Source organism: Nonomuraea sp. NPDC003201, assembly GCF_053590415.1.
The window spans coordinates 1-12,117 of record NZ_JBSFTC010000084.1; the positions used below are offsets into that span (position 1 = coordinate 1).

General features: G+C 72.1%; 12 protein-coding genes and 2 pseudogenes. 6 read left to right on the forward strand and 8 right to left on the reverse strand.

From position 1 onward, the window contains the following. Positions 1 to 50 precede the first annotated feature (50 nt). Together ACWDX9_RS26910 and ACWDX9_RS26915 are read left to right on the forward strand one after the other, a co-directional pair. Positions 51 to 191 (forward strand): DUF6069 family protein, encoded by a 141-nt coding sequence (locus tag ACWDX9_RS26910; protein WP_449958576.1) that lies wholly within the window; start codon positions 51 to 53, stop codon positions 189 to 191. A gap of 293 nt (positions 192 to 484) precedes the next feature. Next, positions 485 to 931: pseudogene (locus ACWDX9_RS26915) on the forward strand (alpha/beta hydrolase); the annotation flags it as partial. Positions 932 to 1,255: 324 nt separating this feature from the next. On the opposite strand, the gene ACWDX9_RS26920 reads toward ACWDX9_RS26915, so the two are convergent. After that, positions 1,256 to 1,969, reverse strand: coding sequence for an NADPH-dependent F420 reductase (locus tag ACWDX9_RS26920; RefSeq protein ID WP_449958579.1), 714 nt, complete (start codon positions 1,967 to 1,969; stop codon positions 1,256 to 1,258). 155 nt (positions 1,970 to 2,124) lie between these two features. Between ACWDX9_RS26920 and ACWDX9_RS26925 the strand changes: the two genes are divergently transcribed. Further along, positions 2,125 to 2,988 (forward strand): helix-turn-helix domain-containing protein, encoded by an 864-nt coding sequence (locus tag ACWDX9_RS26925; RefSeq protein ID WP_449958582.1) that lies wholly within the window; start codon positions 2,125 to 2,127, stop codon positions 2,986 to 2,988. A 39-nt stretch (positions 2,989 to 3,027) separates the two neighbouring features. On the opposite strand, the gene ACWDX9_RS26930 is transcribed toward ACWDX9_RS26925, so the two are convergent. From ACWDX9_RS26930 to ACWDX9_RS26940, 3 genes are all read right to left on the reverse strand, one after another. Beyond that, on the reverse strand, positions 3,028 to 3,951 hold the full coding sequence (locus tag ACWDX9_RS26930; protein WP_449907046.1) for an RNA polymerase sigma-70 factor: 924 nt from the start codon (positions 3,949 to 3,951) through the stop codon (positions 3,028 to 3,030). Continuing rightward, positions 3,948 to 4,880 carry an NAD-dependent epimerase/dehydratase family protein gene (locus ACWDX9_RS26935; RefSeq protein WP_449958585.1) on the reverse strand — a complete coding sequence of 311 codons (933 nt, stop codon included), beginning with the start codon at positions 4,878 to 4,880 and terminating at the stop codon, positions 3,948 to 3,950. Before ACWDX9_RS26935 ends, ACWDX9_RS26930 begins: the two co-directional genes overlap by 4 nt. An 80-nt stretch (positions 4,881 to 4,960) precedes the next feature. Beyond that, positions 4,961 to 5,869, reverse strand: a complete 909-nt coding sequence (locus tag ACWDX9_RS26940) for an RNA polymerase sigma-70 factor (RefSeq protein WP_449958588.1) — start codon at positions 5,867 to 5,869, stop codon at positions 4,961 to 4,963. A 136-nt stretch (positions 5,870 to 6,005) separates the two neighbouring features. On the opposite strand from ACWDX9_RS26940, the gene ACWDX9_RS26945 reads away from it, so the two are divergent. After that, the gene (locus tag ACWDX9_RS26945) at positions 6,006 to 7,346 is read left to right on the forward strand and encodes an FAD-binding oxidoreductase (RefSeq protein WP_449958591.1); all 1,341 of its coding nucleotides are present in this window, start codon (positions 6,006 to 6,008) and stop codon (positions 7,344 to 7,346) included. Positions 7,347 to 7,411: 65 nt separating this feature from the next. On the opposite strand, the gene ACWDX9_RS26950 is transcribed toward ACWDX9_RS26945, so the two are convergent. Beyond that, entirely contained in the window at positions 7,412 to 8,179 is a 768-nt protein-coding gene (locus tag ACWDX9_RS26950; protein WP_449958594.1) for an SDR family NAD(P)-dependent oxidoreductase, read from the reverse strand. Positions 8,180 to 8,395: 216 nt separating this feature from the next. Here ACWDX9_RS26950 and ACWDX9_RS26955 point away from each other — a divergent pair. Then, positions 8,396 to 8,752: pseudogene (locus ACWDX9_RS26955) on the forward strand (aminoglycoside phosphotransferase family protein); the annotation flags it as partial. 96 nt (positions 8,753 to 8,848) lie between these two features. Here ACWDX9_RS26955 and ACWDX9_RS26960 read toward each other — a convergent pair. Both ACWDX9_RS26960 and ACWDX9_RS26965 read right to left on the reverse strand, forming a co-directional pair. After that, entirely contained in the window at positions 8,849 to 9,466 is a 618-nt protein-coding gene (locus ACWDX9_RS26960; RefSeq protein WP_449958596.1) for a maleylpyruvate isomerase family mycothiol-dependent enzyme, read from the reverse strand. A 14-nt stretch (positions 9,467 to 9,480) separates the two neighbouring features. Then, positions 9,481 to 10,776 (reverse strand): M14 family zinc carboxypeptidase, encoded by a 1,296-nt coding sequence (locus ACWDX9_RS26965; RefSeq protein ID WP_449958599.1) that lies wholly within the window; start codon positions 10,774 to 10,776, stop codon positions 9,481 to 9,483. A gap of 50 nt (positions 10,777 to 10,826) precedes the next feature. Between ACWDX9_RS26965 and ACWDX9_RS26970 the strand changes: the two genes are divergently transcribed. Beyond that, positions 10,827 to 11,435 (forward strand): TetR/AcrR family transcriptional regulator, encoded by a 609-nt coding sequence (locus tag ACWDX9_RS26970; protein ID WP_449958603.1) that lies wholly within the window; start codon positions 10,827 to 10,829, stop codon positions 11,433 to 11,435. Between the two features lie 31 nt (positions 11,436 to 11,466). Here ACWDX9_RS26970 and ACWDX9_RS26975 read toward each other — a convergent pair whose 3' ends face one another. Next, positions 11,467 to 12,090 (reverse strand): TetR family transcriptional regulator, encoded by a 624-nt coding sequence (locus tag ACWDX9_RS26975; RefSeq protein ID WP_449958606.1) that lies wholly within the window; start codon positions 12,088 to 12,090, stop codon positions 11,467 to 11,469. Between the last annotated feature and the right edge of the window lie 27 nt (positions 12,091 to 12,117).

The window sequence follows — 12,117 nt, forward strand, 5'->3', positions numbered from 1 at the left end:
CGGACCACGACGAGATCGACATGCCGTACGCCTTGCCGTCCCGGGAGTAGGTGGCCACCGCCCTGGTCGTGCTCGTCCTGTCCCTGTCCGGCCCGCTCGGCAGCGCCGCCGGTCTCGCGGCGACGCTGGTGCTGATGCTGATGCACCTGGTCGTCGGCGCCGTGCTCGTCGCGGGGCTGGCGCGGCGATGAACCTGCCCTACGGGTACCTGATCACGCTGGTCCTCGTCGCGATCTGCACCTTCTTCGCGCTGGCCGCGCCCGGTCGTACCCGGCCCCTGGGCATGCTGAGCTTCCGGCTCGGCCTGGCCGTCAACGAGCTGCCCTTCGTGGTGGCGGCCTGGCTCCTGGCCGCCTCGGTGCTGGCCTTCGTCCAAGGCGACCTGACCTCGCCGATCATCGCGGGGGCGGCGGCCCTGACCATGGCGGGCCTGGTCCGGGTGGCCTGGCGCGGCCACCAGGCGCTGCCCGCCGTGCGACGCGCCATGGGGGCGGTGCCCGTCTCGCGCCGCCTCCCGTACGGGCGCATCCTGCTCAGCCCGTTCCTGCGCCGCAGCCGCGCCGTGGAGCGGATCCCCGACCTCCCGTACGGCACGGCCGGCAGGCGCAACCTGCTGGACCTCTACCGCCACCGCTCCCGGCCCGCCGGGGCCCCGGTCCTGATCCACCTGCACGGCGGCGGCTACTCCGGCGGCGGTAAGGACAGCCAGTCGCTGCCGCTCCTCTACCGCCTGGCCGGCCAGGGCTGGGTGTGCGTCAGCGCGAACTACCGGCTGCGCCCGCAGGCGACCTTCGAGGACCACTTGGAAGATGCCAGGAAGGTGATCGCCTGGGTGCGGGAACACGGCCGCTCCTATGGCGCCGATCCCGGCCGGATCTTCCTCGCGGGCAGCTCGGCCGGCGCGCACCTGTCGGCCATGGTCGCCCTCACCTCCGACGATCCGGCGTCCGTGGCGGGGGTGATCGGGCTGGGCGGCTACTACGGCCCCTACTACGGCGAGGGTCCGCACACCTCGCCCCTTGCCCACGTCCGGCGGGACGCGCCGCCGTTCCTCCTCGTCCACGGTGACCACGACACCGTCGCGCCGGCCGAGGGCGCCCGGCTCCTCGCCGGACGCCTGCGCGAGCTCTCGGCCCAGCCGGTCGTCTACGCCGAGCTGCCCGGCGGACAGCACGCCTTCGACCTGTTCCACTCGCTGCGCTTCGAGGCCGTCGTCAACGCCGTCGAGGCGTTCTGCGCAATGAGCCTTCAGGGATCAGCCGGCGCTCGGGAGCCTCGCCTCGCCCGCCGATCGGCGGACCGCGGTCTCGACGAGCTTGCCGACCTGCGCCGCGGGGACGGCGATGCCGGCGTTCCGGAGGGTCCAGCGGAGGAAGTCCTCCACGTTCATGGCGGGTAGTTCGCCGAGGTAGGGCTGGATGTAGACCGGGGTGTTCGGTTCGCTGCGCCAGCTGTCGGCGAGCGTGCCGATGTCCACCGCGTCATGACCGAGGACGTCCAGCAGCCGGGTGGCCTCCGCCTTGGCCTCCGCGTCGTCGCCGGCGATGGGCAGGGCGCTGCGGTCGGGCGCGCCCGCGGGCCGGGCGAGGGTGAACAGCTGGTGCGGGGTGATGTTGTTGAAGGCCTTGACCACCCGGGAGCCCGCGAGGTGGCGCTGCGTGAGGGCGCTGGAGGTCAGTTCGCCCGCGTCGAGTTCGGCCAGGTGGCCGTCCCGCTCGGGGTAGTAGTTCGACGTGTCGAGCACCGTCTTGCCAGCAAGGGCGTCGGCGGGCAGCCGGTCGTAGGCTTTCAGCGGGATGGCCGCCACCACCAGGTCCGCCGCGCGCGCCGCCTCCGCCGGTGTGGCCGCCCGGGCACGCCCGCCCAGCTCGGCGACGAGATCGGCGAGCGTCTCGGGCCCTCGCGAATTGCTGAGGACGACCTCGAGGCCGGCCGCGACGGCCAGGCGGGCGACGGAAGAGCCGATCATTCCGCTCCCGATGAGTCCGAGCGTCTGGGGCACCGTTCATCTCCAATGCGTTCAGGTGGGTGACTCGCCTGACAGCCTGGAGTCCCCGCAGCCACCCGGCCAGGCCCGTGTCCTGCGTACTCACGGCGTGATCACCCACGGCATAGGGTGGTCGCGTGGACGACCGGACCGAGCTGAGCGAGTTCCTCAAGTCGCGCCGTGCCCGGCTGCGCCCCGAGGACGTGGGGCTGCGTGACTACGGCGGAACGCGCCGGGTCGCGGGGCTGCGGCGCGAGGAGCTGGCCCGGCTCGCGGGGGTGAGCATCGCCCACTACACGCGCCTGGAACAGGGCAAAGGCGACAGCGTCTCCGACGAGATCCTGGACGCGGTCGGCGCGGCGCTGCGCCTGGACGGCGACGAGCTGACCTACCTGCACGGGATCGCCCGGCCGCCCCTGGCGTGCGAGGGTGGCGCGGCTGCGGTGCCTGCGAGCCTGCGTTATCTGCTGGAGTCGTTCGGGATGACGCCGGCGCTGGTGGTCGGCCGGCACACCCAGATCGTCGGCTGGAACCGGCTCGCGGTGGCGGTGTTCGGCGACTTCCCCGCGCTGCCGGCGGACCGCCGGACGCTCTCGCACCTGCTGTTCACCGAGCCCCACCTGCGCGAGCTGCACGGCACCGGCTGGGAGGGGGCGGCGCGCGAGCAGGTGGCGCACCTGCGGGTCCTGCTCGGGCGCTATCGCGGGTACGCCGGGCTCGCGGCGCACATCGACGAGATGCGGGAGCTGAGCGCGGACTTCGCGCGGATGTGGGCCGAGCACCCGGTCGCGCGGGTCCGGTCCCGGACGTACGTGCTGCACCACCCGGTCGTGGGCGAGCTGACCCTGCACGGCGAGCTCATCGCGCTGCCCGACGAGCCGGCGTGCTGCGGGCTGGACCTGTTCGCCGCCGAGCCGGGCTCGGCTTCCGAGCAGGCGCTGCGGGAGCTCGCGAGTCTGGACGCGGCCTCCGAGCCGGTGGTGGTGCCGTCCGCCCTGTGAGCCGGCTGCCCCAGGTCCGGGGGCGACCGGCTCTTGCGGTCAGTTCTCCGGTCTGCGGGCCTGGGTCGCCTCGCGGAGGGTCGCCCAGGCGTCCGCCACCGGGCCCACGTGCTCGAGCTTGTCGGGGTTGAGCATCGTACGGATCGCCTGGACCCGTCCGTCGAGGACGTCGAGCGTCCAGGTGTTGACGACCTTGCCGTCCCGATCGCGGAAGATCGCGCCCGGCTGGCCGTTCATCTGGTGCGGCTCCACCACGCCGCCGATCCGGGCGAACAGCGGGGCGAGCGCGGCGAACACCCGGACCACGTTCTCGGCGCCGAAGACGCCCGTACCCCACTGCGGGGCCTTGCCGCCGCTGTCGGCCACCATGTGCACGTCGGCGGCGAGCAGCGCCCGCAGCCCTTCGACGTCGCCTTCACGGAAGGCGTCGAAGAACCGTTCGGCCAGCTCCTCCCGCTCCTTGCGGTCGGCCTCGAACCGGGGCCGGCCCGCGTCCATGTGGCGGCGCGCCCGCGCCGCGAGCTGGCGGCACGCCGCCTCCGAACGCCCCACCGCCGACGCGACCTCGCCGAACCCGAACCCGAACACCTCCCGCAGCACAAAGACCGCGCGCTCGAGCGGGCTGAGCCGCTCCAGCAGCAGCAGGGCCGCCATGGACAGCGAGTCGGCCAGCTCCGCCGAGCGCTCCGGGTCCTGGTACGGGTCGGCGAGCAGCGGCTCGGGGAACCACGGCCCGACGTACTCCTCGCGCCGGACGCGGGCCGAGCGCAGCACGTCGATGGCGATCCGGGTCACCACAGCCGCCAGGAAGGACTTGGCCGAGACGGGCTCGGTCGGAGAGGTCTGGTAGCGCAGCCAGGTCTCCTGGACCGCGTCCTCGGCCTCGCTCACGCTGCCCAGGATCCGGTAGGCGATCGAGAACAGCAGCGGCCGCAGCTCCTCGAACTCTTCGGCGCGGGTCATGCCAGCTCTTCCTTGAAGCCCTGCCGCCACGAGGGGTAGCGCAGCTCCCAGCCCAGCTCCCGCTTGGCCCTGGCGTTGGAGAAGCCGCGCCCCTCGGTCATCATCGTCACCGCCACGTCCCCGGCCAGCGGCCGGGCCAGCCAGGCGGGGACCCGCATCGGCCGCTTGGCACCCGCGCACCCGGCCAGGTACGGCAGCCACTCGCCGGCCGGGGCCGGCTCGTCGTCGACGATGTTGAACACTCCCCTCGCCCGCTGCTCCACGGCCAGGACGGTAGCGCTCGCCGCGTCGTCCAGATGCACCCACGAGCAGTGGCCGGCGCCGCTCCCGACGACCGGGAACTGCCGCTTGCGTATGGGCTCGACCAGGTCGTCCGTGGCGCCCGGACCGTAGAACCAGCCGTACCGCAGGACCGCGCCGCCGGCCTTGACGACCACGTCCTCGACGTGGCCGATCGCCTTCATCCCGGGCTCCGCCGGCGTCCCCGTCATCGGGTCCACCGGGTCCCGCTCGGTCTTCACCCAGCCACCCTCGCGGATGCCGTTCCAGGCGCCGTAGCTCTGCGCGACGAAGCCGGTCACGCCGGTCGCCTCGGCGGCGGCCAGCAGGTGGTCCGTCCCCTCGGTACGCAGCCGGTTGGTGCCGGCGAACCACCGATCCATGTGCTTCATGTCGGGCTTGCCGGCGTGTGCCACGGAAATCGCGGTCATCTGGTGCACGATCGCGTCCGGCCGGGCCTTGGCCACCGCCTCGCCGACCGACACCGCGTCCAGCCCGTCCATCACGACCGCCTCTGCGCCCAGCCGCTCCAGCAAACCCGTCTTGGCCGCGCTCGTCGTCGAGGCCGTCACCTGGTGTCCCCGGGCCACCAGCAGCGGCACCAGCCGCTGCCCCAGAACCCCGCTGCCACCGGCCACGAACACCCGCATGATCATCACCTTTTCCGAACTCAGAACCCGTTTCCGCAACCCGAGACGAGACAGCCCGCCCGGCTGTGACATCGGCGGGCTCAGCGGTGCAGGGTGGTCTCCCGCTCCATGCGCGCCAGCTTCTCGGGATTGCGCACGGCGTAGAGGCCGGTGATGAGGCCCTCGTCGATGCGTACCGCTACGACGGTGTCGATCTCGCCGTCGAGCCGGAAGACCAGTGCCGGGTAGCCGTTGACCTGCGCCGCCTGCAGCGACACCATGGGCTTGATCCTGCTCAGCACGGGAGCCACGTTGCCGGCCCCCACGACGGGCGCCAGCGCCGCCTGCTTGATTCCGCCGCCGTCGGTCAGGAGGACGACGTCCGGCGCGAGGATGTCGAGCAGGCGTTGCAGGTCGCCGGTTTCGACCGCCCGCTGGAACGCCGCCAGCGCGTCCCGGGTCTCGGCCGGGGAGACGATCCCGCGCGGCCGGCGCGCGGCAACGTGCGCCCGTGCCCGGTGGGCGATCTGGCGCACCGCGGCCGGGCTCTTGTCGACGGCTTCGGCGATCTCGTCGTAGTCCAGGTCGAACACCTCGCGCAGGACGAACACCGCCCGCTCGGTCGGCCCCAGCGTCTCCAGCACCAGCAGCATCGCCATCGAGACGCTGTCGGCCAGCTCGACGTCCTCGGCCACGTCGGGCGTGGTCAGCAGTGGTTCGGGCAGCCAGGGGCCGACGTAGGACTCCTTGCGCCGGCCCAGCGTACGCAGCCTGCTCAGCGCCTGCCGGGTGGTGATCCGGACCAGGTAGGCGCGCTGATCCCGTACGTCGTCAAGGTCGACGCCCGCCCACCGCAGCCAGGTCTCCTGCAGGACGTCCTCGGCGTCGGCGGCCGAGCCGAGCATCTCGTAGGCGACGGTGAACAGCAGGTTGCGGTGGGTGAGGAACGCCTCGGTGGCGGCGTCCGGGCTCATGTCCCCGCCGCGATCTTCGGGCGCGGTGTGCGGCATGGGTGGCTCCTGTTCGCTCTTGGCTGTGTCACCCACCAGACGCCGGACCCCGCCGTTTTGTGACGCCGTGGCCCTTGTGACACACCTCACGTACTCCGCGCTGTCACAAGGATCGGCTCGCCGGCATCTCGTGTTCATGAGATCAGCACTTGACACCCTGCGCCGCGACTTCGGCGGCGACATCATCGAGCCGGGCGCAGCGGAGTACGCGTCGGCCAGCCGCTCGGTACTGACTTCGGGCAGCCCAGCTTACGTTCTGCGGCCCAGGAGCGTCGCGGACGTGCGGGCGGGCGTCCGGTTCGCCGTCGGCAGCGGGCTCCTGCTGTCCGTACGCGGCGGCGGCCACGCCTTCGCGGGCTTCGGCACCAACGACGACGGCATCGTGATCGACCTCAGCGGCCTCGCGCAGGTGGAGGTCACCGACAAAGAACGGCACCTCGTACGGATCGGCGGCGGCGCCACCTGGGGTCAGGTCGCGACCGCCCTGGCCCCGCACGGCCTGGCGATCTCCTCGGGCGACACCAAGAGCGTCGGCGTCGGCGGGCTGACCTTGACCGGCGGCATCGGCTGGAAGGTCAGGAAGCACGGCCTGGCCCTGGACAGCCTGGTCGCCGCGGAGCTGGTCACGGCGGACGGAGAGATCGTGCGCGCGAGCGCGGAGGAGAACCCGGAGCTGTTCTGGGCGATTCGCGGCGGTGGCGGCAACTTCGGGATCGTGACCGCCTTCGAGTTCGCGGCACACCCGACGACGGACGTCTTCCACGGCAGGATCGCCTTCCCGGCGGCGGAGGCGGCCGGCGTGCTCCGGGGCTGGGCGGACTACCTCCGCACCGCCCCCGAAGAGCTCACCTCCATCGCGAGCTTCGCCAACCCCTTCGCCGGCGGGCCCCAAGCGCCGGTCGAGATCTTCGTCACCTTCGACGGCGATGACCCGGAGCTCGCCGCGCGGGCCCTCGACCCGATCCGCCGGCTCGGCACGGTGATCGACGACGACGTCGCGCTGAAGCCCTATGCGGACACGCTCGTGGACGGCGCGACCCCGCCGCCCGGCATCCGGCTCGTCACCCGGAGCGGCTTCGCCGACAAGGAGTCGGTGCCCGAGGTCCTTCGGATCCTTGCCGAGGTCGGGGCCTCGGAGGGGTCGCCGTTCATCGCCGTTCGCAGCGTCGGCGGTGCGGTGTCCCGGGTCCCGGCCGACGCCACCGCGTACGCGCATCGCCGGGCGGAGCTGATGTTCGTGACGACCACTCTGGGTCCGGAGCCGGTCGTGGAGGCCGCCCGTCCTGCTCTGGAGGCGATCTGGGCGCGGCTCGCGCCTCACGCCAACGGCGCGTACGCGAACTTCCTGGCTTCCGCCACCGAGGAGGACGTCGCCGCCGTCTATCCGACGGGGACCTATGAGCGGCTCGCGGCGGTCAAGCGCCGGTACGACCCCGGCAACCTGTTCGCCCACAACCACAACATCCGGCCTCAGTAGGCCGTCCGCCAACGGGGGCGGGCCCCACGCACGGAGTGTGCGTGGGGCCCGCCGCCGTCTCGGGGTCACCAGGGCATCGGGCCGTTCTCGCTGAAGAACCCGCCGCTCGGCCCGTCCGCGCCGAGCGTGGCCAGGCGGACCAGGATCGCCGCGCCCTGCTCGGTCGTGAGGTAGCCGCTGTGGTTGTTGATCTCCGTGTCCACGTAGCCGGGGTCGGCGGCGTTGACGAGGATGCCGTCCTTGCGCAGCTCGTTGGCGTACTGCACGGTCAGCGCGTTCAGCGCGGTCTTGGAGGGCGAGTACGCGGCCGACGCCGGCAGCGCCGTGAACGGGCCGTCCGGGTCGCTGTTGAGGGTCAGCGATCCGGCGGCGCTGCTGACGTTGACGATGCGCGGCGCCGGCGAGCGCCGCAGCAGCGGCAGCATGGCGTTGGTCACCGCGATCACCCCGAGGACGTTGGTCTCGAACACCGCCCGGACCATGTCCAGGTCGACGGAGCTGGGGACCTGGTCGTGGGCGTCGACGGGCGTGACCTGCCCGGAGCCGGTGATGCCGGCGTTGTTGACCAGCACGTCGAGGTGGCCGAAGCGCTCCTCGACCTCCTCCGCCGCCGCCCGGGCGGTGGCCGGGTCGGTGACGTCCAGGGTGACCGCGTGCGCGTCGCCGCCCGCCGCCCGCAGCGCCGCGGCGGCCTCCTCACCGCGCCGCGGATCCCTGGCGCCGATCAGGACCGTCATGCCCAGCGCGGCGAGTTGCCCGGCGGCCGCACGGCCGATCCCCTTGTTCGCCCCGGTGATCAGCGCGATCTTCCGATGCGTGGCGTGCTCGCTCATGTCCAGCTCCTTGCTATGGAATGGTGCGTTCCTTCGCTTTCGGAACCCGAGACGAGATGGCCCACCCAGCTGTGACATCCGGCCTGGGTAGACGGGACTCTTCGGGACCGGCTGGTCGATGTCGGTGTGGAGCTGGTGCTGCGGGAGATCGCCCGCCGGGCCGGGGTGTCGCAGCTGCTTTCCGTGGCGCCGCATGGTGGTGGGGCCGCACTCCAGCAGCCGGGCGATCGCCTGTTGCATTGGGACCTGCACTACGACAACGTCCTGGCCGGGGAACGGGAACCCTGGCTCGCCATCGACCCTGAACCGCTGGCCGGCGATCCGGGGTTCGAGTTGCTGCCGGCACTGGACAACCGGTGGGAGGAGGTGAAGGCCACCGGCGATGTGGCTCGCGCGGTGCTGCGCCGCTTTGACCTGCTGACCGAGGTCCTCGATCTCGACCGGAGGCGGGCAGTCGGCTGGAGTCTCGGCCGCGTGCTGCAGAACTCACTGTGGGATATCGAAGACGGCAAGGCCATGCTCGAACCCACCCAGGTCGCCATCGCCACGGCACTGCTGCGCCGGCGAGGATGAGAACAGGGACAGCTTGTTCACTGGGGTGGGGTCATGCTCCTCCCGGTAGCGGGCATGATCAGCCGCCAGCGTCGCCGCCGTGATCGGCTTGTTCGCTCAGGCGGCGACGTACCGGGCGCTCGCCTGCCCGTGGAGATGTCCGGGGGGCAGCTTGCGGCCGTAGGCGACCAGGAGGAGGTCCTGCGCGGCGCCGGTCAGCGGGACGCCGGTGCCGAAGGACCATTCCAGGTCGTCGGCGCGTAGCTCGACGCCGTCGAGGTCGGCGCCGAAGAACTTCGCTGTTCGAGGGGTGACGGCCTCCAGGAGAAGGCGAAGGCGGTCTTCCTGGACGCGGCGGTCGATGCCGAGTGCGACGGTGATGTCCAGGCCGTGGATGACGTCGTGGCCCAGAGCCGCCGTGATGCCGCCGACCGGCGGCTTCCAGGGGTGGTGGGCGTTGTCCCGGATGGCGCCGGCCAGTTCGGCCGTGGACAGGCGGGCCGCGTCCTCACGGGCCCGCCGGTCGGCCATCCGGTTGACGTCTCCGTACGCCTTGACCAGCTCCAGCACCATCCTGGGCAGCGAGTGGCGGAATCCCAGCGACATATGTGCCGCGACCTCGCGCACGCGCCATCCGGCGCACAAAGTCGGCTCGTTCCACCTGGCGGGCGGCAGGTCCTGCAGCAGCTGCGCCAGTTCCCGGCGTTCGGAGGCGATCGCGGTCCTGATATCCATGGTGGTGCTCTTCCTCAACGGTTCGGTGCCGTGTGCACGGCGGCGGTCAGGATGGCGCCCAGCTGGACGGCGACCAGCTTGCGCAGTTCGATCGGCGGACCGGGAGGGTCGGCCTCGGCCTGGCCGTACCACGTCTCGAAGCGCTCGGCGAGCAGGCGGCGCTGCTCGCGGATGGCCGGCGTCAGGTTGCCCGCGGCGATCTCCGCGTCGAGTGCGCGCAGGAACGTCCCGAGCAGGCGCAGCCGCATCAGGTGCAGTGCCTGACGGTTGCCGAACTCCTCGGCGACCGTAGCCGTGCGGTCCTGATCGGGCACGGTCTCTTCGAGTTCGCCGAGTTTGCTGAAGGTCGCCAGCGTGCTCTCGGTCGAGCGGCGGAACGGCGAGCGGATGCTCAGGTCGTCGGCGACCGCCCGCATGCCCGCCCGCATCGTGTCGATCACCTCGCGCCGGGCCGCCGCTCCCCCGGCCAGGATCTCCCGGTACGGGCGGCCGCTGGGGCTCCGGTCGGCCACGCGTTCGTCGGCCCAGGTCGGCACCTCGGTGACCAGGTGGAGTGCGCCGAAAGCGGCCGCGTGGTCGGCGCTGCTGCCGCCCGCGCCGAAAGCCTGGCCCACCTGCGAGCCGGGCGGGGTCAGGTAGACGGCGGGAACGATCGGTTCGGCGCCGGGCAGCTCCGGCTCTCCGTGGTGCAATCCGATGCCTTCCAGGCCGGGCAGGGCGGCCAGCCGTTCGGCCAGCGTCGCATCATGGCGGTTGAGGTAGAAGAACGCGCCCTGGTACTCGCCGTTGTGCAGCGAGCAGACCAGCGACGGGCGTACCTCGTCCATGAGGCGCATCAGCGCGGCCGTCTCCGGCAGCGGACGGTCGAAGGAGTACTCCGCACCGGCCAGCGGGAAGGTCCACTCGACCTGGTCGGCCAGACCGGGGCGGTAGAAGTGCTCCGCGTAGGCGCGGCGGTCGCCGGGCCTGCCGTACCAGCCCTCGTTCAGCCTGGCTCCGTCCGGATCCGCGCACGCGACGACGTGCCAGCGAAAGCCCAGCTCCGTCCGCAGCCGCTGGTCGCGGCAGAGCAGCTTGACCAGCGCGAGCGCGGTCAGGGCGCCGACCGGCTCGTTGGGATGCGGTCCGGCGATGACCACCGCGTCCGCCGGGCCGTCGCCGACCGTCACGGCGTGCAGCGGGTCGCCCAGCCGCGAGGCCCCGATGCGGCGCGACCGTACCAGGTCGGGGTGGGCGGCGGTCAGCTTGTCCAGCTCGGCCTGGAGCGCGTCGACGGTCGGGTACGCGGCGCAGCAGGGGACGTGTCTCATGTACTCAGCGACATTCATAACGAGATTACGGTAATAATAGAATTATGAGAATGACAAGGGCCGAGGCCAAAGAGCACAATCGGCGGGCCCTGCTGGAGGCCGCGCGCCTGGTCGTCGCCCGCGACGGCCACCGGGCCAAGCTGGAGGAGATCGTCGAGCAGGCGGGGCTGACCACCGGTGCCGTCTACTCGTTGTTCGGCAGCAAGAACGGACTGCTCGTCGCCCTGGTCACCGACTGCCTCGCGCCGCACTACGACGGCATCGAGCAGGCCGTCCCCGCCGGCATGGGCCTCATCGAGGCGGTGGAGGTCTTCGCCCGCCACTACCGGAGCCTGTGCGACGACCCCGACGCGCTGCGTCAGCTGTCGTTCGAGATCAGCCTGCAGGACCTGGCCCTGCGCGACCCCGAGCTACAGCCCAGGCTCGCCGCCTCCGTACGGGCGCACGAGGAGCGACTGACCGCGCTGCTGTCCGGAAGGGTCCACGACGGGAACGCGCTCACGCCGCGGCAGGCGCAACGCCTGGCCACGGCGCTGCGCGCGCTCATGGTCGGGCTCAGTCAGGGCGTCATCCTGGGCCTGACGCACGCGGCGCCCGAGCAGTACTTCGCCGCCGCCGCTCACGCCCTGGTCGCGCCGGACGTGCTCGGACCGCCCTGACCTGCCCACAGCACACGCAGCGGTCGGCCCGCTATACGTGCCCGGCCAGGCCCTCGGACAGCAACGTGAAGGCGTGCTCGGCGTCGGCGACCGCCTGCGGATAGCGTTCGTCGGCGGACTGGCCGCCGGCCAGCGCCCCGGAGTTGTCCATCGACAACAGCCAGTGCACGCCCACCACCTGGGTGGCCGCCACGCGCGCGGTCAGGGCGGGAACGCCGTCAACCTCCTGGAGCGCCTCCGCGAGCGCCCGTTCCGAACCCTCCTGAAAGCGGGTCGCCCGCGCCCGCAGCGTCGGAGTATCCGAGATCATGCGGATGAGCGCGAGGATCTCCGGGACGTCGTTGAGGCCGGTGATCGGGTCGCGGTCGCGCAGACCGGCCAGGAAATGGTCGCGGAGGGCGGCCAGCGGCCGGGCCCCCGGCGGGCGGGCGCGCACCACGCGGGCCGCCTCGGTCTCGTGGTCGGCGAAGCGGTGGACGACGAGCTCCTCCTTGGCGGGGAAGTACGCGAACAGGGTCCGCTTCGACACTTCGGCGGCCTCCGCCACCTCCGCCACCGACACCTGGTCGAACCCGCGCTCAAGGAAGAGCGAGATGGCGGCTTCCGAGATGGCGGCATGGGTCCGTGCCCGTTTGCGTTCGCGCAGCCCTGTCATGTCTCCACGGTATCAAAAATCTGCACT

Excerpts from the sequence above, each read along its gene's own strand:
- ACWDX9_RS26970 (WP_449958603.1), top strand. The coding sequence starts at position 10,827 with ATGACAAGGGCCGAGGCCAAAGAGCACAATCGGCGGGCCCTGCTGGAG.
- ACWDX9_RS26975 (WP_449958606.1), bottom strand. The coding sequence starts at position 12,090 with ATGACAGGGCTGCGCGAACGCAAACGGGCACGGACCCATGCCGCCATC.
- ACWDX9_RS26965 (WP_449958599.1), bottom strand. The coding sequence starts at position 10,776 with ATGAGACACGTCCCCTGCTGCGCCGCGTACCCGACCGTCGACGCGCTC.
- ACWDX9_RS26935 (WP_449958585.1), bottom strand. The coding sequence starts at position 4,880 with ATGCGGGTGTTCGTGGCCGGTGGCAGCGGGGTTCTGGGGCAGCGGCTG.
- ACWDX9_RS26920 (WP_449958579.1), bottom strand. The coding sequence starts at position 1,969 with ATGATCGGCTCTTCCGTCGCCCGCCTGGCCGTCGCGGCCGGCCTCGAG.
- ACWDX9_RS26960 (WP_449958596.1), bottom strand. The coding sequence starts at position 9,466 with ATGGATATCAGGACCGCGATCGCCTCCGAACGCCGGGAACTGGCGCAG.
- ACWDX9_RS26950 (WP_449958594.1), bottom strand. The coding sequence starts at position 8,179 with ATGAGCGAGCACGCCACGCATCGGAAGATCGCGCTGATCACCGGGGCG.
- ACWDX9_RS26940 (WP_449958588.1), bottom strand. The coding sequence starts at position 5,869 with ATGCCGCACACCGCGCCCGAAGATCGCGGCGGGGACATGAGCCCGGAC.
- ACWDX9_RS26930 (WP_449907046.1), bottom strand. The coding sequence starts at position 3,951 with ATGACCCGCGCCGAAGAGTTCGAGGAGCTGCGGCCGCTGCTGTTCTCG.
- ACWDX9_RS26945 (WP_449958591.1), top strand. The coding sequence starts at position 6,006 with ATGAGATCAGCACTTGACACCCTGCGCCGCGACTTCGGCGGCGACATC.